We start from the raw sequence: 25,590 nt of genomic DNA, 5'->3' as shown, positions 1-25,590 counted from the left end.
GATCTCACACAAAGCGGGAGCCAAGCATGACGAAACTGGTCCTTTCGGAAAAGCAGGGGCTGCATGAGCAGTTCGGCGAAGACGCAGAAATTGGCGGTGATCACTACCGGGCCTGGGTTGGCCCCCCGAACTACTACGACCTGATCGGCGTCACCCAGTTCAACCTTCTGACGCTGATGGGCATGCGCGAGACCAACACGCTGCTGGATATCGGCTGCGGCTCGCTGCGTGGCGGCCGTTTCGCGATCATGTACCTGCGCCCCGGCAAGTACTTCGGTATCGATCCGGAGGACTGGGCGGTTCAGGATGGCCTGCAGAGCCATTTCGGCGAGGAATTTGCCAATCGCAAGCGCCCGACCTTCATCAAGAACAGCGACTTCGAGTTCACCCGGTTCGAGCGCAAGTTCGACTTCCTGATGGCCCATTCCATCTTCACCCACGCGCCAACCTGGCAGATCAAGCTCTGCTTTGAGGAGGCGGCGAAGGTGATGGTGCCGCAGTCGATCTTCCTCGCCACGTTCTTCGAAAGCCTGGATGGAACCGACTACACCGGCAACGACTGGCTTTATCCGGATATCGTTCGCTACCGAAAGGAAACGATCAGCGCAATTGCTGATGAGGCGGGCGTCGAATGCCAGCATTTCGACTGGCCGCATCCGTTCAACCAGAAATGGATCGCGGTGACACAGAAGGGAAGCCGCCCGGATATCGCCAAGCTGCTCGGCGGCTGGATCTATTCCTACGAGGCAACGCTGGAACGCCGCGCAACCAACACGACCTGGCCGACCTCCGCCACCGACAAGGCCTGACCTTGTATTCGCGGGGCCGGCGGCTTGTCCTGCCGGCTCCCGTCCCCCCGATACCGCCCACTGCCATCTGCGACCCGAGGATCTGTCGTCATGGACAAGCTGAAACCTGCTGAACCTGCAAAGCCGCGCATTCTTGTCGGCGTCACCGGATCGGTCGATGCAATGCTGCTGCCGCATTACATCCGGCGTATCCGCCAGTTGATGGATTGCAGCATGAGCGTGATCCTGACCCCGGAAGCGCTCACCTTCGTCAACGCCGACAGCATCGGCCTGATCGTCGAGCGGGTAATCTGCGGTGAGGACCCGAAGGACTGGAACACGGACCGTCCGGGCAAGATCGCTGCCGATCATGATCTGATGATCGTTCTTCCGGCCACCGCCAACACATTGGCGGCAGCGGCACACGGCACGGCGCAGAACCGTCTCACCATGATGTTTCTGGTTGCGACGTTCCCGATCCTGTTCTTCCCGGTCATGGGGCCGACCATCTGGACCAAGCCGGTTGTTCGCCGCAACGTCGAGATGGTGCGCGCCGACGGCCATACGGTCATCGAGCCGGCCTGGAAGGAACAGTACGAGCCGGACTACGGTCGCATGTACGGCCACTACACGCTGCCGGAACCCGAAGACGTCGTTTCGGCCATTCGTGAACATCTGGCTTTGCGTCTGGCAGCCTGAACCGGCGGAGGTTGTCATGATCACCCGGGAACGGTTGCTGGATGGCTCGCTGCTCGCCGAGTGGAGGGCCGCTGCGCTGCCGGGAGCGCCCCTTCGCAGCGATGCCGAAATCGAGGCATCGCTTGCAGATGCGCTATCCCGGCGTCCTGGAAACCGCGGAGCGGATGTCTGGGTCTTCGGATATGGCTCGCTGATCTGGAACCCGACATTTCTTTTCGACGAGCAGCAAGCCGCCGTCACGAAGGGCTGGCATCGCCGGTTCTGCATCTGGACGCGGACCGGCCGGGGAACACCGGACCGGCCGGGTCTGACACTCGCGCTGGACCGGGGCGGCGCATGTCGCGGTGTCGCCTTCCGCATCCCGGCTGAACAGACCGGGCAGGAGTTGCTGCTCTTGTGGCGGCGGGAGATGGCAAGCGGCGTGTATGACGCGCGCTGGGCGAGTCTGCGCCTTGCCGATGGCCGGCGAACCGATGGACTGACATTCGTTGCCAATCGCTCGCACGAGCGATACGTCCGTGACCTGACCACGGCGCAGATCGCAAGCTGCCTTGCGACGGCCCGGGGACCGCTGGGCACTTGCGCCGAATATTTCCACAACACCGTCGAGCATCTCGACCACCTCGGTCTCCCCGACAACGGTCTTCACAGGATCCGGCGCGAGATGGGTGCACTGACCGCACAACCGACAGTCGCCGCCTGAACTTGAGCTTTTCCGTTCCGTCAGCCGTCTCCCGGCGCCGTCCCCCCGTGGGTGCGGTTGGGGCTTGCTCTTCAATCCTGGTTGCCCATCCGCAATCGTGAGGGCAGTCATCTGGAAAATCGAATTGTTTGGATTGAGTTTCTTTGCGTAAATTATCTCCAGTTGATAGGGGGTTTTGCGATGAAGCGTAATAGTTATTCTCTTTTTATCTGTCTTAAAACAACGGTTTGCGCCGCAGTTTTGATGAGTTTATTTTCATCTGATCCGGCCAAGGCTGATGTGGCAGCTGACTGGCAAGTTTTAGCGCTCAAGACCTTGAAGGAAGCAAAGTGGACCAATCAACGGCAGCAGCGCGGATTGACAATTCTGCATGTTGCGATGTTTGACGCTGCAAACGCTGTCACGGGGACTTATGCGCCCTACGCATTGGGCAATGTCGAGCCATCCAGCGCTTCAGAACGCGCTGCCGCCTCACAGGCTGCCTATCAGGTGCTGGTCACCTTCGTTCCCGAGAAGGAACCGGATCTGCGCAAGGCGAACGCCGAAGTTCTTGCCGGTATTTCCGATGCTGCTGCCCGCGATGCCGGGGTCGCTCTTGGGGACCGCGCGGCCAAGGCCATCCTCGCGCTGCGAGACAATGACGGCGCAGATTTTACACCGGATTACACTCAGGCCGCGGCTGGGCCGGGCGTTTATCAGCCCACTTCCGATGCACCGATGGTCAGCCCGCGCATGAAAAACCTGAAGCCATTTTCGCTGGCCTCTGCCGGGCAGTTCCAGGTTCCGCCACCCCCGCCTGTCGGCAGCGCGCAGCACCTGCGCGATATCGAGGAAACCAGGCTTCAGGGTGGTGTTCTGACCCAGACCGACCCGGAAAAGCTCGCCATCGCGAAATCGCATGCGGGCAACGGTCTTTTCCCGTGGAACAAGGTTGCCCGTCAGCGGCTGGCGGACTGCCAGGCTACGACGCTGGAGGAGGCAAGGGTGCTTGCCCTGCTCAATGTCGCCCTTCAGGACTCGGTGATTGCCGGGTTCAAGGCGAAGTATGACTACGCCTTCTGGCGCCCGTACACGGTGATCCGCGCCGGTGGGTCGGGCTTCGGTCAGCCGGAGCTTGCGGCAGATCCGCAATGGACGTCTGTCCTGCAGGCGCCGATGCATCCCGAGTATCCCTGCCAGCATTGCAGCAATGGCGCGGCAGCGCAGGCCGTTCTGGAAGCAGAGCTTGGATCTGGCCTGTACGCCTTCACGATCGAGAACGAACCCGGCAAGCCGCGCAGTTACGACAGCTTCCGTGCATATGCCGAGGAAGAGGCGCTCTCGCGCATCTATGCCGGAGTGCATTTCCGCTGGTCAAACATCACCGGCCAGGCGCTCGGGCGGCAGGTGGCTGCGCACACCCTGAGCACGGCGATGATGCCGCGGATTGCCCAGGCTGAAGCTGGAACGTCGCTGGCAGATCGTTGCGCGGACTGACCATGATTGAAAACCTGAGGGTGGGCCGGTGTTCCGGTCCACCTGCGGATTGCTGACAGGCAACGTCGTCCGGCGCGCCCATGACCCTCCAGAACCGGGAAGCAGATCGATGCAGGACAGGTTTCTGAGCAGCTCGCCTCCAAGCTATCTTGCCGGGGTCTGGCGTCCCGGTGAGGGCTTTCGATCCGGATCTGATCCCCAGGCTGTTCCTCAGGCTGGCCAGCACATCGCCATGGATGCCCGGTCATGCGCCCGCGATGTTCGGGGCCGCCATGAACTGCAATCTTCAGTGTTCGCTGATGCCATCCTGCCAGATGCCTTTAGCCAACCGGTGCCGGCAGACATCCAGACGGCTCTGACGCTGGCGCGGGGTGCCGGCGGGGCGGCGCTGCGGCGGCAGCCGTTCCATGCGCGTGCAGCGCTGCTGCAATCCCTGGCCGACCGGCTGGAGGAACGCCAGACCGCATATCTGTCCGTTGGCGTGCATCCCGCTCGCACGGTGTCCGCGCGCCGGCTGGATCTTGAGACAGCCGTCGCCACATTGCGGGCCATGGCGCGGGCCGCCCTGTCGGTCCTCCCCAATACCACGCATCTGGCAGACGGCGAGCCGGAACTGCTTGCAGCGGACGGAACGTTCCTTGGTCAGCATGTTCTGGTTTCACGGCGTGGCGTCGCCGTTCTTCTCTCCGGGCCAGATCTGCAGCTCTTTGATCTGCCACTTGCTGATTTGGCAGAGCGGATTGGCGCGTCGCTGCTTGCCGGTCTTCCGGTGCTGGTCCTGCCCGGGTTGCCAGGCGCAGCGCTTGCTGCGCGCTTTGTCCGTGATGCCCTCGCGACCGGCCTCTTGCCGGATGCGGTGCTGCAACTTTTCAGCGGTCCGCGTGAAAGCGTCTTCTGCCATCTCGGCAGTCAGGATGTCGTTGCCTTCCGAGGCTCGGCAGCGCAGGGACGCGCCCTGCGGGCCGATCCGCTCCTGGCTGCTGCCTCTATTCGTCTACTTGTCGAGGATTGCGGCACCAGCACGTTCGTTCTCGCGCAGGATATCTGCGCGACGGATCCCTTGTTTGCTGCCTGCGCGGATCGTTTGCGGCAGGTCCAGGTGTCCTCGGACCGGCAGGGGGTGATCTGTCAGGTTCTGGTGCCGGCAGAGCGAGTGGCTGTGCTGTGCGAGCACCTCATGAAGCCGCTTCCCGCCAGCGCGTCGGATCATCCGAGGTCGCGGGTGATTTGCCTTGAAACGGCTGTCGATGCATCCGTTCTGACCAGGATTGAAGCCGATGGGCCAGTCATCGCCCTGATGGCCTATGGGTCCCAGGTCAGCTTTGCCGACCGTCTGGCGAGCCTAGCGCCAGCACCGGTGGCACATGTCTTTGCTGGGGAAGTCGCGCTTGCTGACCGTCTGTGCCGGAGCTTGGCTCCAAGGCACCGCCGTGTGCTTTGTCACGACGCGTCCGGTGCCGGCATCCATCTGTTGCAACCGGCAGTGCGACTGCAGCCGACGTTGGCCTCGCAAGGCCCTGACTGCCTGCGCGATACCTCGCATCTTCGGCAGGATTCGTCTGTTCGGGCCGCACCGTTGCCGGACTATGCCCATGGAGACACCCTCGTGTCGCTGATGCGCGACTACATGCAACGGTCTGCTCTCCAGGGATCCCCGGAGATGTTGGCCTCGGTGCTCGGGCGATGGGTGCCCGGAGCAATGCGCCGTGACGCCCAGCCTCATGCGCTTGCCGGGGCTGGCTCCGGCATTCAACCGGGTGATACGATCGTGACACCAGCGCGCCGGATCACGGTGGCTGACATCGAGAACTTCGCCGCGCGCACAGGCGACCGGTTCTATGCGCACATGGACGAGGTTGCGGCCCGCTCCAATCCGTTCTTTGACGGCCGCGTGGCGCACGGGTTTCTTGTGCTCAGCATTTCGGCCGGCGTTCTTCTGGCAACGCGTCAGGAAGCCCGTCTGGAACGGTTCGAGGTCCAGTCACTCCGGTTCTCGTGTCCAGTGTATCCGGGCGATGACTTGCATGTCGTTCTGACGGCGCGCCAGGTGTCGCGCACAGTCGACGGAGCGCCCGACCAGGTCTGGTGGGACTGCGCCATCGTCCGGGGCGAGGGGGAGGTTGTCGCCCGCTATGACCTTCGCACGGCATGGGCAATCTCACCGGCTGATTGTCCGGAATGAGCGCAGCTCGCCGCGCTGTTCTTAGGTCGCGGCGCCGTTTGCGCACTCCTGAAGCAGCAGTCGCAGGGCTGCGATCACCGGGTCCTGCCTGCGGCTGCCAAGGGAAGCAAACAGCACGCGCACGGTCGACTGTACCTCGGCGATCAGCTCGACTTCGCCGCGCTCCTGAGCCTCCAGCGCGGTCGTCGCATGCAGCAGGCCAAGGCCGATACCGCCCGTGACAAGGGTCAGCGTGATACTCTCCCGATCGATGCTGATGATCCGGCGCGGCCGGAACTGGTAACGCCTGAACAGGTTCTCGGCAGCCACCCCGCAGCAGGTGCCTCCGGCAGGAAAGATCCAGGGAAGCTCCCCCAACGCTTGCCAGTCCGTCTTGTCACACTCAGGCACCAGATTGGGAGCGGCTGCCAGATAGATGCTGAACTCGGCGACGTCGTGGCAGTCGAGGTCCCCTTCGGGTTCGCCGGCCTCGTTGTAAAAGCCGGCATCCAGCGCCCCGCTGCGCAATCCCGCAAGGATTTCCGGCGACGTGCCATGCTGCAACGTCACCTCGACATCCGGAAAGCGCCGCGACAGGTTCATCAGCAGCTGGCCAACGGCTTCCATGCCCATGCTGCTGCCTGCGCCGATGCGCAGCCTTCCGGAGAGTTTTCCCTTGATGCGGGATGCCTCGTCGATGAGATCCCGATGGGCGACGAGCGTCTGTTCAGCCTTGAGCAGCAGTTTCTGTCCGTCGCTGGTCAGGGACATTCCGCGCGACGTCCGGTCGAACAGGGTCAGTCCGAACGTGTCCTCAATGGCCTTGATATGCGCGCTGACGGCGGGCTGGCTCAGATAGAGCCGCTCCGAAGCGCGCGTGATGCTGCCCTCGCGGGCAACGGCGACAAATGTCCTCAGCTGATGAAAATCCATCTTGACTTCCCGCTACGTCAGGTGTCGCGCCCGGTCAACCTTTGGCGCATCAAGCCAGCCCTGTCCACCACCCTCTTATGCAATCATGAGATGCGCCGCATGGCGTCACGGCAGCAAAACGCCCGGAAACCCTGCCGGTTCGTGCTGCATCGCAGCGAACGATATTTTGACGATGCAATTTCTTTGTGCAGTTTAGGACAGGTCTTTTTCAGCTGCTGCCTCATCTCAATCCGGAACTCTCGTTTTGCGTGTATCGTTATAATGCATGCCTCACATGTTCTGATGCCAGCGATCACGAAATGCGATTTGCAGGACGGTTCGGACGATGCGTAAGCTCATCGCGCATTGATCAAGAGGGGCTCGCGAGGAGCCTCGATAGCCGACGTTTTTTCACAGATTTCTAGGCTGGCGCCAAGTGCCGCGCGCTGTCGCCTAAACGATTCAAGGAGAACGGCGATGAGCAGCAGCTGGCCCGAACCTGCGGAGCCTTCCTATCCGGGCAGCGAGCGCCCGCCGTATGTTCCACAACTTGAAGATGTTATTTCGTCCTTCTCCTGGGTCCGTCAGGTCCATACGCTTGGCCCGAGCGGCACCAATTGCGAGCGCGCTGGCCAGCACTGGCTGCGCCGGAAATGCCCCGCCGCCGAGATTTGCCTGCATCTCTCCATTGAGGCGGCAGCCGAATGCGTTGCACTGCGGGAGGATGCGGTTTTCGTCGGCGTCGCTGCATATCCGCATCTGCATTCCGTCATCTACGGCCATATCCAGTTGCTGCGGATTCTCGATGTGTTCATCGCCAACACCGACGAAATGGTGCTGGCCTCGCGAACCGGAGCGATGCCCGAGATCTGCGCCACCCATCCGGCGCCGGAACGGCTGCTGCCGCCCGGCATGGCCCGGCATTTTTCATCCAGCAATGTTTCGGCGGCAGAGGACTGCATCAAGGGTCTTGCCGATGGATGCATCACCACCCGCCGCGCGGTCGACCGCTTCGACCTGAAGATCGTGCGCAGTTTCGGCTCCGTCCCGATGGCCTTCACCATCCACGGCCCCCATTCCGCCGCGGATGCGGACCGCGCAACCTGTGCCGCAGGCCAGGCTCTTTCGTGCAATCGCAGTGTATGAGGAAAGAACATGACCCGTCAGTCCTTTGAAACCGCCGTTGAGATCCGTTATCGCGACACCGATTCCATGGGTCACGTCAGCAGCCCGGTCTATTACGACTATCTGCAGTCGGCCTATCTCGAATACATGCACGAGATCCTTCAGACGCCGAAGCGTGAAAAGCTTCCGCACATCATGGTGAAGACAGCCTGCGAGTATGTCGCCCAGGCGAAATACGGCGAGAAGATCGTCATCTGCAGCCACATCACCAAGTTCGGCACCAAGAGCTTCGAGATGGAACACGTCATGCACCTCGATGACGAGGACCGGCCGGTCGTTGCCCGTGGCAGCTCCGTGCATGTCATGTTCGACTACGCCAAACAGGCCACCTATCCGGTTCCGGACGAGTTCAAGGACAAGATCCTGACCTTCCAGGGCTCGCTCTGACCGGTTTTCCCGAAAGATCCTCAGGGGAGGTGACGATGCAACTGCAATGGACGCCGGACCAGCTGCGCCTGCGTGGCCTGTACCGGGAGATCGGACGCGAGATGTCTGTCCGTCCGCGGGCAACCGACGCCTTTGACCAGTCGGCCTGGGACGCTGTCCGCGCGGCTGGCCTCTGGCGGCTGATCGTCCCGGCCGAGCTCGGCGGTGATGGCCGTGACTGGTGGGGCTTCACGTCTGCACTGGAGGGGCTTGCCTCCTCCCTGCGCGCGCCGGGCATCCTTCTGTCCATCATCGCCCAGGCCGGCATGGTGCGGGCGCTCGACCGTTTCGGCACCGAGGCGCAGAAGAAACACTATCTTCCGCGCATTCTCGCCGGGGAACTGACAGCCACGGCCATCGCCGATCCCGACACGGGCACCGATGTGCGCGCGACCTCGTCGATCCTGACGCCGCAGGCCAACGAAACCTTCGCGCTCAACGGGTCCAAGTACAACATCGCCCATGCTCCGGTGGCGGGCTTTATCCTCGTGATCTGCAAGCTCGATGATCACGAGCGCAGCGGCATCTCCCTGGCGCTGGTCGATGCTTCGATGCCCGGTGTCCATGCCGGCCCGCGGGATGACAAGCTCGGCAACCGGGATCTGCCCACCGGCTCCTTGCGTTTTGAAGATGTCCGGCTCGATTACGGCCATATGCTCGGCGTTCCGGGCGAAGGGCTGCGCAATCTGGTCGACATCGTCTCGCTCGGCCGGCTCTATTACGGCCTCGTTGCGGCAGCGATGCTGGAGCCGATGCTGGCGGAGGCGCTGGCCTATGCCCAGCAGCGCGAAACCTTTGGTGTTCCGATCCTTGAGCATCAGCATGTGCAGCGCCGCCTGACGGATATCTGCATCGGCATGGAGAGCGGCAAATGGGTCGCCTATGGCGCGCTCAGCCGGTTGCTCGCGGGCACGCCAGACTCGGTGATGCTCTGCTCCATCGCCAAGCTCGTCGGGGCGGATGCCGTGGTCGACAGCGCGCTGGATCTGCTGCGTCTTTACGGCAGCAAGGGCTACCATGAGGGCCCTGTCACTGATTTCCTGCGCAACGCGCTCGCCTTCTGCGCAGTTGGCGGCACTGACGAGATGCATCGGCGCAACATCATGAACCAGATGATCCGGCTGGCACCGAAAGCCGGCGCCGTGTCTGATCGTGCCGTGAAGCCGGCGCATCCTGATCGGGAGGCGAAGCCGTCCCCGGTGCCAGTTCAGGCCGCAGTCGCCTGAACGCAGCCCGCTCCGGCCTGAGATTGGCGTCCTGGCCGGGGCGGGAATAGCCAAGAAATCCACCGTTCGACCCGTCCATCAGGAGGTTCGCCATGCCGCGACGTCTCTACAGTCTTGCTTGCGCCGAACGCACCCGGCATTTCTCGCCGCATGTCTGGAAGATCATCCTCGCGCTTCGGCACAAGGGTCTCGATTTCGAGCTGGTTCCGCTGTCCTTTGGCGATATTCCCCGGATCGAGGACGGTTCATTCACCAGCGTGCCGGTGCTCAACGACAACGGCCATCTGGAAGGCGATAGTTTCAAGATCGCGGTCTACCTCGACGAGGCCTATCCCGATGCGCCGTCTCTCTTCGGCGGGACTGGAGGGATTGCCATGGCGCGCTTCTTCGAAGCCTATTGCCACACTGTTCTGCATCCGCCGGTCTCCACCGCGGCGGTGCGCAACATGCATGCAATGATGTCACCGGCGGATCAGGTGCATTTCACGGCCGTTCGCCAGAAGCGCTTCGGCAAGAGCATCGAGGAAATCTACGCCGGCCGCGATGCGGCGATGGCGGACTTCGAGGCGCGGCTTGCCCCGCTCAATCACGTTCTGGGCGAGCAGCCGTGGTTTGGCGGAGCTTCCCCCCTGTTTTGCGATCATGTGGTCTTCGGGGCCTTCCAGTGGGCCAGGGTTTGCCTTGAAACACCCGTCCTGCCGCAGGGCAGCCGGGTTGCAGACTGGTTCGAGCGTTGCCTCGACCTTTACGACGGCGCTGGTCGCAGCGCCGTGCCGGCCCGGCCGGTGGCGGCATGAGCGCATTTTGTCAGTGCAGCGTTTCAGCAGAAGGTCAGATCATCCATGGCTCGTGACACCACCAACGCCGCGCCGCTGGAGGATTTCGGCACGCTCGTCGCCTATCTGGCGGAGGGCTGCAAGCCCGCTGCCGCCTTTCGCATCGGTACGGAGCACGAGAAGTTCGCCTTCTTTGCCGAAGGCAATCGCCCCGTGCCCTACCATGGCCCGGCCAGCATCTCCGCACTTCTGGAGGGCATGCAGCAGCGGCTTGGCTGGGAACCGATCCTTGACGAAGGTCATGTGATTGGCCTTGCGTCAACCGACGGGCAGGGGGCGATTTCGATTGAACCTGGCGGACAGTTTGAGCTGTCCGGCGCGCCGCTGGAGGATCTGCATCAGACCTGCCGCGAGTCCCGCTTGCATCTCGTCCATCTCCAGGCCATCGCCGAACCGCTCGGGATCCGTTTTCTCGGCGCTGGCGGCAGCCCGGTGTGGCGCATCGACGAGACGCCGCGCATGCCGAAGTCGCGCTATGACATCATGACCCGCTACATGCCCAAGGTCGGACGCCAGGGGCTCGACATGATGTATCGCACCTGCACCATTCAGGTGAATCTCGACTTCTCCAGCGAGGCCGACATGCGCCGCAAGATGCAGGTCTCTATGAAACTGCAGCCCCTGGCGACAGCCCTGTTCGCCGCCTCGCCGTTCACCGAAGGCCGGCCCAATGGCCTGAAATCCTGGCGCGGCGATATCTGGCGGGACACCGACAATGCCCGCGCCGGGCTTCTGCCCTTCGTGTTCAGCGATACTTTCGGCTTTGCCGATTACGCCGAATGGGCCGTCGACATCCCGATGTATTTCGTCATCCGCGAGGGTCGGTACCATGATTGCACGCACCTGACCTTCCGCCAGTTCATGGCCGGGGGACTGAAAGGTCAGCTGCCCGACTGGCAGCCAACCGTGGGTGACTGGATCAACCACCTGTCGACGCTGTTTCCCGATGTGCGCCTGAAGCGGTTTCTGGAAATGCGCGGCGCAGACGCCGGCCCCTGGCGGCGCATCTGTGCACTGCCGGCCTTCTGGGTCGGGCTTCTTTATGATGACGAGGCGCTGGCGGCGGCGCATGACGCCACCGCTGACTGGACCGTCGCCGAGGTCGAATCCTTGCGAAACGCTGTGCCCGCACACGCGCTGCAGGCCTCATTCCGCGGCCGGCCACTGCTGGAGACAGCCCGGGAGATCATGGCCATTTCCCGCCTTGGCCTGAAGAACCGCGCCCGTCTCAATGATGATGATCGGGACGAGCGCATGTTCCTGGCTCCGCTGGATGACATGCTCGAGCGCGGTGCGACCCTCGCAGACGACATGCTCGCCCAGTTCCATGGCCCGTGGAATGGTACGGTTCAACCCCTGTTCCGTGACTACCAGTGCTGAGCCCTTGCTTGTCAGCCTAGGAACAGCGCCAGACCCACACTCCGGGTCATCCCCGCACTAGGCGGGGATGATCCAGAAGAAGGGGGCCAGCGGCTTGCAAGGCTGTGGGCCGGAACATCTGCAATTGTTTCACCCGAGGCAGTGTCCGCTGCTCACAGGCAGTTCCGTCAAACCTCCGCTACCAGCCGTCCGCCGGCAAGGCGATAGGTTCTGTCAGCCAGTCCTTCGGCCACCGACCGGTCATGGGTGAACAGGACCAGCGTCAGGCGCCGGTCAGCCTTGAGCCGGTTGAGCAGTGCGATGATCTGGGTCCGGGCTGACAGGTCCAGGGCGGAGGTCGGCTCATCGGCGACCAGGCAGCGCGATTGCATGGCCAGCCCTCGCGCAATGACGAGGCGCTGGGCCTCGCCACCCGACAGCATGGCCGTCTTGCGCCGCAGGAATGTTTCGTCAGCCGGAAGACCGACGTCAGACAGCAGTGCCGCGACCTGTTCCGTTTGATCGCCTTCCGCGCGCCAGACCCTCGGCCATCGTTGCGGGCGTGCCAGCAGCAGAGGTTCCATCAGGACGTCCCTGACGCTGAAATGCCGGGCCAGCGCGCGGTGCGGATGCTGCGAGATCAGGGACGGCGGATGCGCCAATGGCGTCCGCGTCCCCTCATGACCCCAGACCAGCTTCCCATGCTGCAGAGGTTCAAAACCGGCGAGAATTCGGGCCAATGTCGATTTTCCGCAGCCGCTCGGTCCCAGGATTGCAGCACAGGTTCCTTCGGCGACCCGCAGGCAAAGTCCATCCAGGATCTGGCAGGCGCCGAAGCCGTGGCTTAACTCAATGGCTTGCAAACCGGTGACGGCTGTCGCGCCTGCGGTATCCGGCCGGCCCTGTGGGTCGCCTTTGGCTGCAAACGCGGCAATGCCGGACGGCGAGGCCTTGTCGGTCGCTCCTGTGCTGCAGCCGATCAACAGTCGCCCGACAGGATGAACCGGCCGGGACAGGAGTTGTTCCGCCTGACCTGTTTCCACCAGCGTGCCGCCATCAAGAAAACCCGCTCGGTTGGCCAGGGCTCTGGCAAGGGCCAGATCATGCGTGATGAGCAGTTGTGCCCGCTCGCCTGCTCCGTTCTTGAACGCGGCCAGCGCCAGCGCGCGGCTTTCCGCATCCAGCGCCGCCGTCGGTTCATCCAGCACCAGATGATCTGGCCGGCCAGCAAGGGCTAGGGCGGTCAGCACGCGCTGGATCTCGCCGCCGCTCAGAAAGGCTGGCCGGCGATGATGCAGCCGGGCGGGTACGTTGAAGTCGAGATAGATCTGTTCTGCAGTCCCGGCGTCGGCCCCGCGCACCCGCAGCAGTTCCCGCATGTGGTCGAGCACGCTCATCTGCGGGTTCAGCGCGTCGGCCAGTGCCTGCATGATGAGGCCAATGCGATGACCGCGCAGGCGCCGCATTGTGCTTTCGGGAGCCGCGAGGATGTCGAAGCCGGCAACCTCAACCGTGCCGGCTGCGCGGAACGCCCTGCCTTTTCCAGGGCGGATCAAGCCGGTCAGCAGCCGGGCGAGGCTGGTCTTGCCGCTGCCCGATGCTCCAATGAGGGCGAAGGTCTCTCCGGGCCTGATTTCCAGCGAGAGATCAGCGAGGATTGTCTGGTCGCCGACCCACAGGCTGAGCTTGTCGATCCGGATCATGCCAGCCCCGTTGTCAGGGTCTGGCCACTGCGTTCCAGCCGTCCACCGGCCCGCAGCACGCCATGCAGGAACAGGGTCAGGCAGGCAGCAGGTGGCAACAGCAGCCAGATCCAGGCGCTCGTGTGCAGATGGTCCAGCGCGTCCTGCATCATGCTGCCCCAGGTCACAAGCCGTGGATCGGTGAGCCCAAGAAAGCCAAGTCCGGCCGTCTTCAGCGCCGCCTGGCGGACATGCTGCAGGAACAGCCCGAGGAGCACGGGTCCCATCGCCGGCAGCACATGCCGTCCGATGCAATAGGTCCAGGAGCCACCAAGCTGGCGCGCGACTGCAACGTTTTCCCGCGCGATTTCGCGGCGGAATGCAGTCCTGAGCACGCGGACATCGTCTGGCCAGATCGTCAGCGCCAGCAGCAGCGCGATCCCACCGAGGCCCGGCTGGACCCAGGCGGCAATGAGCAGGATGACCAGGACAGAGGGAACGATCTGCAACACATCGACCACGCGCATCAGCGTTCTTTGCAGCCAGCGAGGGCTGGTCACTGTCAGGCTGGCAAAGGGGATCGACAACGCCAGCGCCGCTGCGGCCGCCAGCAGAGCGATCAGCACCGTGTTGGGGGCCGCCCGCAGCAGGCCGGTCAGCACGTCCTGGCCTATGTCGTTGGTGCCGAGCCAATGCTCTGGTCCCGGCGGCTGCAGGACGTCCCGCGTTGTGACATAGGGTGGGAGCAGCTCCGGCAGCATGAGGCACAGGGCCAAGACGGCGGCTGTTGCAGTCGCGGCTCGAGAGGGATGCCAGGACAGGAGTCGCATCACTTACCCTCTGGCTGCAAGGTTGGCACTTGCCGCGTCCAGCACCCAGTTCACGGTCAGGAACAGGGCAGAAATCGTCAGGACGATGCCTTGCAGCAGCACATGGTCACGGCTCAGGATTGCCTCGTAGAGCAGAAGTCCGATGCCCGGGTAGGCAAAGACGATTTCGATGTAGATCACCGCGCCGAACAGGGCCGCCACCGAGTCGGTCATGCGCGCCAGCAGGGTGGCGAGGAGGTTGCGGCCAAAGTAGTTCACGCGCTCCCGCCAGCCTCCGATACCCCTCGCCCTGGCGTTGAGCACGAAGGGCCGGCCGGACAGACCGACGGCTTCGCCCCGGGTCAGGAAGTAGAAGCGGACAATCTCGTGCAGCGACAAGGCCAGCACAGGCAGGACCGCATGGCGCGCAATGGCAAGGCTGCGACTGAGTGGATCGGGCGAGGGAAACAGGGGTTCGGCGCCGCTCGCCGGAAACAGGGGCCATAGCACAGCGAAGCCGAGCAGCAGGAAGACCGCAGCCGAATAGGGCGGCACGCTGGCAAGCAGCGTCATCACCCCTGTGAACGCCCTGTCGGTCTTGCCGTGGGGCTCCCGCCCGGCCTCTATGCCGATCACGACGCTGATGCCGAGATAGACCGGAAGCGCGGCGAGGACGAGCAGGAGCGTCCAGGGCAGGGCGCGTCCAATGAGGTCGGAGACGAAAGCGGCATGCTGGATCGACCGGCCGAGATCGCCCTGCGCCAGATTGGTCACATAGGTCAGGAATTGGGTGGAAATTGTCGCATCAAGACCCATGCTTTGGCGCAAATTGTCGGTTTCGGCGCGGCTCATCGAGCGGGCCATGTCGGAGCTGAGCATCAGGTCCAGCGCATCCCCCGGCATGAGCCGCGGCAACACGAATGTCAGCACGACGAGCAGCAGGAAAACGACTATCCGGTCCAGCAGCCCCAAGCACATGTGCCGGGTGATCGATTGTCCAGTCATGCAAGGAATACCTCAGCCGATGCAGCAGGTTAGGGCAGAAGCACCGCCTTGTGCATCGCCATCGGAATGCCGATTGCCACGCCGTCGGGAAGGAATGTCGGGGTGACGCGGTCGTTGTGCGCGGTCGCCCAGATCGGGTTGACCAGCAGCAGCGAGGGCAACTCCTCCGCATAGATCGCCTGGACCTTCTCCAGGATGCGAAGCCGTTCGGTCGCGTCGGTCGATACAGCCTGCTTTATCAACAAGTTGCGAAGTTCGGCGTGATCCGGAAACCGGTCGCTGTTGAAGGCCGGACCAAAGACTTTCCGCATCAGGGATCCAGGATCACCCATGGTGCTGGAGGAGAACAGGGCCAGTTCGTATGCGCCGGATTCGATCTGCTCCTGTAGCTGCGCGGGCTCCATCAGCCGGAGTTCGATTGCCAGTCCGAATGCCTCCAGCTGATCCGTCAACGCTGTGGCGACCGCCTTTGCCTGCGGTGCTGCGACAAGGCGCAAGGTGACGGATTGCCCGCTCCGTGACCAGCGGCCCGCTTCGCCCTGGGACCAGCCCAAGCCTGTCAGAAGCGATTTTGCCTTTGCAATATCAGTTGGATAGCCGTCCAAAACCGTCGGGGCGCGCCATGGAGAGCCTTTCTGGAAGAACCCTGGCTCCGCTACGACAGCTGCACCGCGATAGGCCACATCGACGAGCCCCTGGCGATCGATCGCGTGGGCGAGCGCGTGACGTGCTGCCTTTGCACCAAAGGGACCTGCATGGTTGAACGTCAAGCGCATCGGATGATTGCTTGGCGCCTCGACGACCTTCAAGCCTGCTGACCGGATGATGTCAGCCCGGTCCAGCGGGACATCGGTGATGACATCAACTTCGCTGTTCTTCAGCGCAACGATGGCAGCATCGGTCGGCATCTTGACGATAGCTATGGACGGGAACTTCGGGGCGCCTCGATAGTAGGCATCATTGCGGCGCAGCAGGTAACGACCTTGCGCCTTGTCCTGGGTGTCGAGGATGTACGGCCCGCTGCCCGTCGCTGCGGCCTTTTGGGTGAATGTCTCGGGATCCGAAATAGTGCCGTAAATGTGCTGAGGCAGAATCGGCAGAGATGCCAAAGTGCCCGACACAAAGCCGGCATCACTCTGTTTCAATTGCAGTTTCAGGTGTGTAGCTGAAACAGCCTCGGCTCCCGCTATGCCGGCGGTGCTGGCAAAGACATATGGATGCTCCGCCATGTAGGAGACCGTGAAGGCAACATCCCCGGCCGTGACTGGCGTACCGTCGTGCCAGCGGGCCCGTTGGTCCAGTTCAATTCCCCAGCTCAGTCCATCCGCGCTTCTGCTCCATGACTTCGCGAGCGCAGGGACCAGATTTCCTTGAGCGTCCTGAGCGACCAGCGTGTCGAAAACATAGCTCGTGTAAAGATACGCGGGGCCGTTCTTCATATGGGCAAACGGGGCAAGAAGGCCGTAGTCGCCGCGACTGTCGGCGATCACCAGCGGGCGCGTATCCGCAGCAGTCTGTGCCCTCGTAGGAACTGCGTACAGAGCTGAATTCAAAAGCAAAATTGCGACCGAAATTCGGTTGAGGACGGAGCAGGACATGGGATCGATCCACAGCAGGACGAGCCAAATCAGTCAGCGAAGGGCTGTTGTTTGGGTGTCAGGTTCATGCGTCCCGCAACGCTAGGGCGATCCTGAAGCATCCTGCAAATCGTGATTCCTGAGGTGAGATCTCAAGAATTGCGAAGGGACATTTTCTAGGTGCAGTGCATAAAATCGATGGGCTCGGGGTTTGCCCGGGCACTGGTCCAGCTGCGCACGAAGATCGGTCATTGCTTCAGCTTGCCAAGCCTCATCTTCGAGCAACTTGACTGTACCGGGTGTCAACCAAGTCCGGAATGCGCGTTCCATGCAATCAGTCCTTGCATGTGGTGAGTGCGCCCGGCCAAGGCAGAAAGGAACGGCATGAGCTCGCCCGATTTCAATCTTCTGGTCGCACTGGATGTTCTGCTTGATGAGGCCAATGTCGCGCGTGCTGCTGACCGGCTCAACCTCAGTCCGTCCGCCATGAGCCGTGCGCTTTCCCGCCTGCGGTCAACGACAGGCGATCCGTTGCTGGTGCGGGCAGGGCGCGAGCTGGTGCCCACACCGCGAGCGCTGGAACTGCGCCAGCGGGTGGGAAACCTTGTACTTGAGGCGGAATCCATCCTGCGTCCCATGGACGTTCCAAACCTCGACAGCATAACGCGTTGCTTTACGCTGCAGACAAGTGACGGGTTTTTCGAGAATTTTGTGCCGCCGCTTCTGGACCGCATTGCCGAAGAGGCACCCGGCATTCAGTTGCGCTGTGTCCAGAAGCCCGATCGTGACGCGGGAGCCCTGAGAGATGGAACGGCCGACATCGAGATCGGCGTCATTCGAAAGTCGACCGGACCCGAATTGCGGGCACAGGCGCTGTTCAGGGACCGATTTGTTGGTGTCGTTCGGTCTGGTCACCCCTTGGCAGAAGGCGAGATTACTCTCGACCGATACCTCGGCGCACGCCATGTGCTTGTCACGCGGCGAGGGCAGGACAGGGGCCCGATTGACGAGGCGCTTGCCGGCCTTGGGTTCGAACGCCAGCCTGGCGTCATCGTCAGCAGCTTCACAACAGCCGTCTCCCTGGCGCGCACGACAGATCTCGTTGCTACCGTTCCCGAGCGCCATACCGGGTACCTGCGGGCAGGGCTTTTCAGCTTTGACCTGCCTCTGCCGCCACAGGAGCTGACTGTTTCGCTGCTTTGGCATCCAAGGCAGGATGCCGACCCGATCCACCGCTGGCTGCGCGCCTGCATTCGTGAGGTTTGCGGATCTGCACCAGCCCGCCATAGCGACCCGCGTCTGTCTTGAATGCTCATTTCGTAAAAGCTGAGTATAGATCTCAGATATTTCGATTGGTCCCGCTGCCCGGTCGCGGCCTATACCTGCCCCGCTCAATTTCTGACTGGCAAGTCATTGAAATTGGAACAGTTCTTGACTGTGTCGGGGGTGAAAATGGTCGGGTTTCGTTGTGTGTCCAGCCAGGGGTTGGCTTGGGTTTTGTTGCTGCTGCCTGTTGCAGTGCCATCTGTGTCGCGCGCGGATGACAAGCCGGTCACCACTCTGGAAAAGATCGTCGTTTCTTCTGGGAAGCAGAAGGGAACGACGGATGCCATCAACGCGGCGCAGATCAGGCAATTGCAACCCGTGACGCTCGGCGAATTATTTGCCGCGACGCCGGATGTTTTCGTTGCCGGCGGCAACCGGACGGCAGCCCAGAAAGTCTACGTCCGGGGTATTGAGGAGACCAACCTGAATGTGACCCTTGATGGGGCGAAGCAGGCCGGCAACCTTTATGCGCACATGGGCAACATGCTGATCGACCCGGGGATCCTGAAGCGGGTGGACATCGGAGCCGGGACCGGTGCAGCACTGGCCGGTCCTGGTGCCCTTGGCGGAACGATCCGCTATGAGACGAAGGACGCCGAGGATCTGCTGCTGCCGGATCGCAGGTTCGGCTCGATGGTCAAGATCTCCGCTGGCACCAATGGATCAAGGGTCCAGCCCTCCGTTGCCACCTATGGCATGCCGAATGAGTACTTCAGCTATCTGTTCTATGGCTCGAAGACTTGGGCGCGCGACTACAAGGATGGAGCAGGACGGGATGTCAGCGATTCCGACAACGAACCCCTGAACGGCCTAGCCAAGCTGACGGTTCGCCCGGCGGATGGGCATCAGATCAAGGTCATCGCCGACCATCAGGAAGACAACGGTTTTCGCGCCTATCGCTCGAACTTCGGCGTGCCGCCGAGCCATGTGGATTTCATTGCGGAGGATCAGGAGATGTCCCGCAGGACCACAAGTCTCCGCTACAGCTTCGATCCTTCGGACAATCCGCTGATCAACTTTGGACTGTTCGTCTATGACAACAAGAGCTCGTTGACCCGCCTGATCGCCGACCGGCAGACATCTTCTTGGCTGACACGCGGGGTTGATATTCGCAACCGGTCTGAGTTCGGCAGCCTCGCGCTGACTTACGGCTATGACTACACTTGGGAGCAGTCACGCGGCGAGCTGGCGTCAGGCCGCAAGGGGACCGAAACCGGCCAGACGCATGGGCTGTATGTCCAGGCCGACTACGCGGTAACCGACTACCTCTCGCTGCAGGGCGGGCTTCGGTATGACCGGGCGCATTTGACAGATCTGGCCGGCAATCACTATGGCAACGGACGCCTCAATCCGAGCGCCCGGATCGACTTCGAACCGATCGACGGTTTGACGTTCTTTGCGTCGTGGGCCGAGGCGTTTCGAGGCGTGCGGCCGATCGAGGGGCTGACACTGATCCATCGCCCGGGCATCGACCGGGTGAAGACGGATCGGACGCTCAAAGGCGAAGTTGCCCGCACGGCCGAAGCTGGTGTCGAGTTCGAGCGGGACGGTTGGCGCGCAGGCTTTACCGGCTACAAAACCTTGCTTGAGAACACGATCCTCAACTGGCAGGGTCGCAGCCTGCCCTTTGCCCGGCGCAATGCCGGAGATGTCGACGTCACTGGCTTCACCGCCCGCCTCGGCCGGGATTGGAACAACTGGTCGGCAGACCTCAGCTATGCCCATTCGGATGTGAAGCAGAACGGGCAATGGGTGAGCCCGAGTGACTGGTTGCGCAGTGTGGCGGTGCAAGGCGACAAGATTGTTGGACATCTTGGCTATACTTTCATAGACCAGAACCTGAGGGTCGACTGGACCAGCACAGTGGTCCTGCCAGAAAAGGACCTGCCCGCCAGCTTTACCGCCGGAAAACTGCCTGGTTACGACGTACATGATCTCGCGCTGGTCTGGACCCCGACGCCCGCACAGGAGTTCGGTCTCGCGATCACCAATATCTTCGATGAAACCTACCTCGATCATGCCACACCCTATTATGTCTCGGGTGGTACCTCGACACTGAATGAAATGGGGCGGAGCATCAGGCTCAGCGGCAGTCTGAAATTTTGAGGTGCCAGCTGCGGTTCGGTGGTCAAGGGAACACACTGGTTTCCTTGACCACGCCATAGACAAGGCTCGTGTTGATCGACGCGATGCCGGGGATGTGGTGCAGCTGGTCGCGCACGAAGGCCTCGTAGGCCTTGAGGTCTGCGACGACGACGCGCAGCAAGTAGTCGGCTTCACCAGTCATCAGATAGCAGGCGAGGATTTCCGGGATGCGGCGGATGCGGGCCTCGAAGTCCGAGACATTCGCGCCTTCGTGCCGCTGCAGGGAAATGCGGATGAAAGCCGTGATCTCCAGCCCGCAGGCCGCCGGATCAACCTTGGCCGCATAGCCGGTGATGACCCCGCGCTCCTCCAGCAAGCGGACCCGGCGCAGGCAGGGGGAGGGCGAAAGGTTCACCTTCTCGGCGAGGTCCTGGTTCGTGAGGCGGCCGTCCTCCTGCAAGGCACGGATGATCTGGCGATCCTTGGTATCCAGTTGTGGCATCAATGGTCGTGGCTCTGGCTGACTCTGGCAGTATCTGCTAATATGGTTCGCCAGCGTGGCATATCTTGAAAGCACATGCCAGCCCGTCAGCAGTACTCTCCTTGCATCATCTGATCTGGAGGAGTTGCCCATGACCCTGAAGTCCAACGCCGGCTTTGCAACGCGCGCCATCCATCACGGCTATGACCCGATGGAGAACGAGGGCGCGCTGACGCCGCCGATGCATCTCACCTCCACCTTTGCCTTCGATAGCGCCGAGCAGGGTGCTGCGATCTTCGCCGGCCGTGAGGGCGGCTATTTCTACTCGCGCATTTCCAACCCGACGCTCGACCTGCTGGAGCGGCGCTGCGCCGTGCTCGAGGGGGCGGAAGCTGGCCTTGCGCTGGCCTCCGGCATGGGCGCGATCACCTCGGTGCTGTGGACGTTCCTCTCGCCGGGCGATGAGGTCATCACCGACAAGACGCTCTATGGTTGCACCTTTGCCTTCCTGCGCCACGGCCTTGCCCGCTTCGGCATCACCATCACCCATGTGGACCTGACGAGCCCGTCCGATCTGGAAGCGGCGATCAGCGACAAGACGAAGATCGTCTATTTCGAGACGCCGGCGAACCCGAACATGCGGCTCGTCGACATCGCTGCCATCTCCGCCATTGCCCGCAAGGCGGGTGCGCGCACCGTAGTCGACAACACCTATGCAACGCCGGTGCTGACCCGCCCGATCGAGCTGGGTGCCGACATCGTCGTGCATTCGGCGACCAAGTACATGGGCGGCCATGGCGATCTGATCGGCGGCATTGCGGTGGGTCCGGGGGCCGACATCCAGCAGATCCGTCTGGTCGGGATGAAGGACATGACGGGGGCCGTGATGGCGCCGTTCAATGCCCATCTGGTGCTGCGTGGCCTCAAGACGCTGAAGCTGAGGATGGAACGCCACTGTGCGTCCGCGATGGAGGTGGCACGGTTCCTGGAGGCGCATCCGTCGGTGGCCAAGGTTTACTATCCGGGCCTCGAAAGCTTCGCGCAGCATGATCTGGCCCGCCGCCAGATGCCGGGCTTCGGCGGCATGATCGCCTTTGAACTGAAAGGTGGCTTTGCCGCCGGCTCCGCCCTCATGAACCGCCTGATGATGATCCGGCGTGCGGTGTCGCTCGGTGACTGCGAAAGCCTGATCCAGCATCCGGCCTCGATGACCCATTCCACCTACACGCCGGAAGAGCGGGCCGCGCATGGCATTGCGGAAGGTCTGATCCGCCTGTCTGTCGGACTTGAGGACGTCGCCGACATCCTCGGCGATCTGGACAGCGCTCTGGCGGCCCGGGACGCAGCGGCAGCCTGATTTCCTTGCCCCTCGCTGCAAGCGGTGAAGAAAAACCTCTCGGCAGCAGAATTGCGAAATGGTGTTCCGGTTCGGGCGTTGAAGAGCGCGCGATCCGGTAACATCTTGCTGTGAAATGCTGGCATGACTTGGGCTTGGAAGCGGTACCGAACGGTACGGTTCGTGGCGAGGAGACAGGATGATGGACCAGTTGAAGGTGATCGAGCAGCGGCTCTTGTGGCTGGCCTGCTGGATGGTGCACAACGCCAACCACCTGCGCGACAAGGGCGACGGCGATGTGAAGGTCGGCGGCCATCAGGCCAGCTCCGCCTCCATGGTGTCGCTGATGACCGCGCTGTATTTCCATGCGCTGAAGCCGGAAGACCGGGGGGCGGTGAAGCCGCATGCCTCGCCGGTGTTGCATGCGATCCAGTATCTCATGGGCAACCAGACGCTGGAGAAGCTGCAGGATTTCCGCGCCTATGGCGGGGCGCAGAGCTATCCCTCGCGCACCAAGGACGTGGATGACGTCGATTTCTCCACCGGCTCGGTCGGCCTCGGTGTGGCGTTGCCGATCTTCGCCTCGATGACGCAGGATTATCTCGAAGGCCACGGCTGGCTGAAGCAGCCGAAGGGCCGCATGGTGGCGCTGATCGGCGACGCCGAGCTGGATGAAGGCAACATCTACGAGGCGCTGCAGGAAGGCTGGAAGCACGAGGTCCGCAATGTCTGGTGGATCATCGACTACAACCGCCAGAGCCTTGACGGCGTCGTCCGCGAGGGCCTGTGGGCTCACATGGAGCAGATCTTCGACGCCTTCGGCTGGCGCGTGCTGCGCCTGAAGCACGGCGCGCTGCAGCGGGCCGCCTTCGCCGAGCCTGGCGGCGACAAGCTGCGTGCCTGGATCGACGCCTGCCCGAATGCGCTCTACTCCGCGCTGACCTTCCGCGGCGGGGCTGCCTGGCGCGAGCGGCTGATGGCGGATCTCGGCGATCAGGGGGTTGTCTCCGCGCTCATCGACCGCCGCTCGGATGCAGAGCTTGCCGCCTTGATGGAAAACCTCGGCGGCCACTGCCTCGACACGCTGAAGGACGCCTTCGACAGTGCGCAGGACGAGCGGCCGACCGTGTTCCTTGCCTACACGATCAAGGGCTGGGGCACGCCGCTGGCTGGGCACAAGGACAACCACGCCGGCCTGATGACGCCGACGCAGATGGAAGAATTCCGCGGCCGCATGGGCGTGCCGCACGGCGCGGAGTGGGAGCCCTTTGCCGCCGTCGAGGATGTAGCCGGGCTGAAGGCCTTCCTCGGCACGGTGCCGTTCTTTGCCCGGGGCCGCCGGCGTTACACCGCCGAGACCCTGCCGGCCCCGGGAGTCGTGGCGCTGTCCGACAAGATGCTGTCCACGCAAGCCGGCTTCGGCAAGATCATGGACGAGATCGCGCGCGCGGGTGGCCCGCTCGCCGACCGCATCGTCACCACCTCGCCGGACGTGACCGTCTCGACCAATCTCGGCGGCTGGGTCAACCGGCGCGGGCTGTTCGCCCGTGATCCACGTGGCGACACGTTCCGCGACGAGCGCATTCCGTCAGCGCAGAAGTGGGCCTTCTCGCCGCAGGGCCAGCACATCGAACTCGGCATTGCCGAGATGAACCTGATGCTGATGCTGGGGGCGGCGGGGCTGTCGCACAGTCTGTTCGGCGAGCGCCTGATCCCGGTTGGCACCGTCTACGATCCCTTCGTCGTGCGTGGTCTCGATGCCCTGAATTATGCCTGTTACCAGGATGCCCGCTTCCTGCTGGTCGGCACGCCGTCCGGTGTCACGCTGGCACCGGAGGGCGGGGCGCACCAGTCCATCGGCACACCGCTGATCGGCATGTCGCAGGATGGCCTTGCCAGTTTCGAGCCGGCCTATCTGGACGAACTTGCGATCATCATGGACTGGGCCTTCGACTACATGCAGCGCGAAGGCAAGGGCGATCTGGACGAGCGCACCTGGCTGCGCGAGGAGACCGGCGGTTCAGTCTACCTACGCCTGTCGACGCGTCCGGTCGAGCAGGTGCTGCGCCGGCCGGATCCGGGGTTCAAGCAGGGCGTCATCGACGGCGCCTACTGGCTGCGCGAGCCGGGCCCGAATGCCGAAGTCGTCATTGCCTATCAGGGCACGGTGGCAACCGAGGCCATCGAGGCGGCCGGCCGCATGATGGGCGCGCGGCGTGACATCGGCGTGCTGGCGGTCACCTCCGCCGACCGGCTCAACGCCCGGCTGGACGGCGGCGCGGCGGGCGCGGGCCCGGGGCCATGAGACGGCGACGAGCCTTGCCGAACGGCTGATGGGCCAGCTGCCGCCGCATTGCACGCTGATCACCGTGATCGACGGCCATCCGGCGACGCTGTCCTGGCTCGGCGCGGTGGCTGGTCACCGGACCATCCCGCTCGGGGTCGAGCATTTCGGCCAGACCGGCACGATTGCCGATCTCTACCGGCATTTCGGCATCGATGCGGATGCCATCGTGGCTGCTGCCGCACGGATCACGCAGGGGCGACCGATCCAGCTTCGCGCGTGATTTCCCGCTGATTGAAACCCGACCGGAGGCCTCAGGCCTCCGGTTTTGTCCTGGCCGTGCCCGTGTCGTCGGTGCCGCGGGGGGAGCCATAGGCGGGGCCACGCAGGGGCTGCCACAGCATCCGGTCCAGCCAGAGATCGCGGCGGGTGCGGAACTGCGGGATGCCGATGCGCATGCCCTCATGTCCCTCAGCCGGCTGCGCGATATAGGTGCCGAGCAACCGGTCCCACCACGACAGGGAGAAGCCGAAGTTCGAGTTCGTCTCGCGCGGGATCACGGAATGGTGGACCCGGTGCATGTCCGGCGTGACCAGGAACAGCCGCAGGACGCGATCGACGCTTGCGGGCAGCCGGATGTTCGAGTGGTTGAACATCGCGCAGGCGTTGAGCAGCACCTCGAACACCAGAACGGCTGCGGCAGGCGCTCCGAGCGCTGCCACGGCACCAAGTTTCAAGACCATCGACAACAGGATCTCGACCGGATGGAACCGCAGGCCAGTGGTCACATCAATGTCGAGGTCCGCATGATGCACCCGGTGCAGACGCCACAGGCCTGGCACGAAGTGAAACAGCACGTGCTGCAGATAGATCACCAGATCCAGCAACACGACGCTGAGGACAAAAGCAATCCAGCCCGGCACGTCGAGCGCGTTGAACAGGCCCCATCCGCCAGCCTCCGCCTTCAGGGCGAGACCAACTGCGAGAACCGGGAAAGCCAAGCGGACAATCACCGTGTCCAGACCGACGAGCAACAGGTTGTTGGACCAGCGCAGCACGCGAGGAGCCTCGAGCCGGCGGCGGGGGGACGCGAGCTCCCACAGTGCCATCGCGATCAGGACGCCCAGAAAGGCGGAGAGCCGCAAGGTCTGTTCGTGACCCAGCACCAGTTCCTGCATGTTCCAAGTCCTTTCGATCCCAGAACGGGATCGAATGACAAGACGAAACCGGCGGC

19 protein-coding genes, 1 tRNA gene and 2 pseudogenes are annotated in these 25,590 nt (G+C 63.0%); 15 read left to right on the top strand and 7 right to left on the bottom strand.

The window, feature by feature from the left end; genetic code table 11:
* Positions 1-26: 26 nt before the first annotated feature.
* The 5 genes from OVA12_RS11450 to OVA12_RS11430 all read left to right on the top strand — a co-directional run bounded on the left by OVA12_RS11450 (position 27) and on the right by OVA12_RS11430 (position 5,848).
* Positions 27-809, top strand: a complete 783-nt coding sequence (locus OVA12_RS11450; RefSeq protein WP_268137420.1) for a class I SAM-dependent methyltransferase — start codon at positions 27-29, stop codon at positions 807-809.
* A gap of 90 nt (positions 810-899) precedes the next feature.
* On the top strand, positions 900-1,487 hold the full coding sequence (locus OVA12_RS11445) for a flavoprotein (RefSeq protein WP_268137418.1): 588 nt from the start codon (positions 900-902) through the stop codon (positions 1,485-1,487).
* 16 nt (positions 1,488-1,503) lie between these two features.
* Positions 1,504-2,190, top strand: a complete 687-nt coding sequence (locus OVA12_RS11440; protein ID WP_268137416.1) for a gamma-glutamylcyclotransferase — start codon at positions 1,504-1,506, stop codon at positions 2,188-2,190.
* A gap of 57 nt (positions 2,191-2,247) precedes the next feature.
* Complete coding sequence (locus tag OVA12_RS11435) at positions 2,248-3,666, top strand: vanadium-dependent haloperoxidase (RefSeq protein ID WP_268137414.1); 1,419 nt, start codon at positions 2,248-2,250, stop codon at positions 3,664-3,666.
* 289 nt (positions 3,667-3,955) lie between these two features.
* A complete protein-coding gene (locus tag OVA12_RS11430; RefSeq protein WP_268137412.1) occupies positions 3,956-5,848 on the top strand; it encodes an aldehyde dehydrogenase family protein in 1,893 nt (630 codons plus the stop codon).
* Positions 5,849-5,869: 21 nt separating this feature from the next.
* Here the strand turns inward: OVA12_RS11430 and OVA12_RS11425 are convergent, their stop codons facing one another.
* Entirely contained in the window at positions 5,870-6,760 is an 891-nt protein-coding gene (locus OVA12_RS11425; protein ID WP_268137409.1) for a LysR family transcriptional regulator, read from the bottom strand.
* A gap of 456 nt (positions 6,761-7,216) precedes the next feature.
* On the opposite strand from OVA12_RS11425, the gene OVA12_RS11420 reads away from it, so the two are divergent.
* The 5 genes from OVA12_RS11420 to OVA12_RS11400 all read left to right on the top strand — a co-directional run bounded on the left by OVA12_RS11420 (position 7,217) and on the right by OVA12_RS11400 (position 11,792).
* Positions 7,217-7,885, top strand: a complete 669-nt coding sequence (locus OVA12_RS11420) for a prephenate dehydratase (protein WP_268137407.1) — start codon at positions 7,217-7,219, stop codon at positions 7,883-7,885.
* A 9-nt stretch (positions 7,886-7,894) separates the two neighbouring features.
* Positions 7,895-8,311, top strand: coding sequence for an acyl-CoA thioesterase (locus tag OVA12_RS11415; protein ID WP_268137405.1), 417 nt, complete (start codon positions 7,895-7,897; stop codon positions 8,309-8,311).
* 35 nt (positions 8,312-8,346) lie between these two features.
* Complete coding sequence (locus tag OVA12_RS11410; RefSeq protein WP_268137403.1) at positions 8,347-9,576, top strand: acyl-CoA dehydrogenase family protein; 1,230 nt, start codon at positions 8,347-8,349, stop codon at positions 9,574-9,576.
* Positions 9,577-9,668: 92 nt separating this feature from the next.
* Complete coding sequence (locus OVA12_RS11405) at positions 9,669-10,373, top strand: glutathione S-transferase N-terminal domain-containing protein (protein WP_268137401.1); 705 nt, start codon at positions 9,669-9,671, stop codon at positions 10,371-10,373.
* A 45-nt stretch (positions 10,374-10,418) separates the two neighbouring features.
* Entirely contained in the window at positions 10,419-11,792 is a 1,374-nt protein-coding gene (locus OVA12_RS11400) for a glutamate--cysteine ligase (RefSeq protein WP_268137399.1), read from the top strand.
* Between the two features lie 167 nt (positions 11,793-11,959).
* On the opposite strand, the gene OVA12_RS11395 is transcribed toward OVA12_RS11400, so the two are convergent.
* From OVA12_RS11395 to OVA12_RS11380, 4 genes are read right to left on the bottom strand one after another with little or no spacing between them, the layout of a single operon-like run.
* Positions 11,960-13,474, bottom strand: coding sequence for an ABC transporter ATP-binding protein (locus tag OVA12_RS11395; protein WP_268137397.1), 1,515 nt, complete (start codon positions 13,472-13,474; stop codon positions 11,960-11,962).
* A complete protein-coding gene (locus tag OVA12_RS11390) occupies positions 13,471-14,283 on the bottom strand; it encodes an ABC transporter permease (RefSeq protein ID WP_268137395.1) in 813 nt (270 codons plus the stop codon). Before OVA12_RS11390 ends, OVA12_RS11395 begins: the two co-directional genes overlap by 4 nt.
* A 3-nt stretch (positions 14,284-14,286) precedes the next feature.
* Positions 14,287-15,267 carry an ABC transporter permease gene (locus tag OVA12_RS11385; protein ID WP_268137393.1) on the bottom strand — a complete coding sequence of 327 codons (981 nt, stop codon included), beginning with the start codon at positions 15,265-15,267 and terminating at the stop codon, positions 14,287-14,289.
* A 29-nt stretch (positions 15,268-15,296) separates the two neighbouring features.
* Complete coding sequence (locus OVA12_RS11380) at positions 15,297-16,757, bottom strand: ABC transporter substrate-binding protein (RefSeq protein ID WP_268137391.1); 1,461 nt, start codon at positions 16,755-16,757, stop codon at positions 15,297-15,299.
* A 471-nt stretch (positions 16,758-17,228) separates the two neighbouring features.
* Between OVA12_RS11380 and OVA12_RS11375 the strand changes: the two genes are divergently transcribed.
* The 3 genes from OVA12_RS11375 (at position 17,229) to OVA12_RS11365 (ending at position 20,452) form a co-directional block, all read left to right on the top strand.
* Positions 17,229-18,152 (top strand): LysR family transcriptional regulator, encoded by a 924-nt coding sequence (locus OVA12_RS11375; RefSeq protein WP_268137390.1) that lies wholly within the window; start codon positions 17,229-17,231, stop codon positions 18,150-18,152.
* A gap of 111 nt (positions 18,153-18,263) precedes the next feature.
* Positions 18,264-20,276 (top strand): TonB-dependent receptor domain-containing protein, encoded by a 2,013-nt coding sequence (locus OVA12_RS11370; protein ID WP_268137389.1) that lies wholly within the window; start codon positions 18,264-18,266, stop codon positions 20,274-20,276.
* A gap of 88 nt (positions 20,277-20,364) precedes the next feature.
* Positions 20,365-20,452: transfer RNA gene (locus tag OVA12_RS11365), tRNA-Thr, on the top strand.
* A 164-nt stretch (positions 20,453-20,616) separates the two neighbouring features.
* Here the strand turns inward: OVA12_RS11365 and OVA12_RS23985 are convergent.
* Positions 20,617-20,757: pseudogene (locus OVA12_RS23985) on the bottom strand (Lrp/AsnC family transcriptional regulator); the annotation flags it as partial.
* A 130-nt stretch (positions 20,758-20,887) separates the two neighbouring features.
* Here OVA12_RS23985 and OVA12_RS11360 point away from each other — a divergent pair.
* The gene (locus tag OVA12_RS11360) at positions 20,888-22,093 is read left to right on the top strand and encodes a methionine gamma-lyase (protein WP_268137388.1); all 1,206 of its coding nucleotides are present in this window, start codon (positions 20,888-20,890) and stop codon (positions 22,091-22,093) included.
* Between the two features lie 178 nt (positions 22,094-22,271).
* Positions 22,272-24,639: pseudogene (locus tag OVA12_RS11355) on the top strand (1-deoxy-D-xylulose-5-phosphate synthase N-terminal domain-containing protein).
* A gap of 31 nt (positions 24,640-24,670) precedes the next feature.
* Here the strand turns inward: OVA12_RS11355 and OVA12_RS11350 are convergent.
* Positions 24,671-25,534 carry a sterol desaturase family protein gene (locus OVA12_RS11350; protein WP_268137387.1) on the bottom strand — a complete coding sequence of 288 codons (864 nt, stop codon included), beginning with the start codon at positions 25,532-25,534 and terminating at the stop codon, positions 24,671-24,673.
* Positions 25,535-25,590: the final 56 nt, after the last annotated feature.

The sequence above is a fragment of the Pannonibacter sp. SL95 genome (assembly GCF_026672425.1).
In the GTDB taxonomy this organism is placed as follows: Bacteria; Pseudomonadota; Alphaproteobacteria; order Rhizobiales; family Stappiaceae; genus Pannonibacter.
Note: the sequence above shows the minus strand (reverse complement) of the source record. Positions and strands in the feature narration are given on the sequence as shown.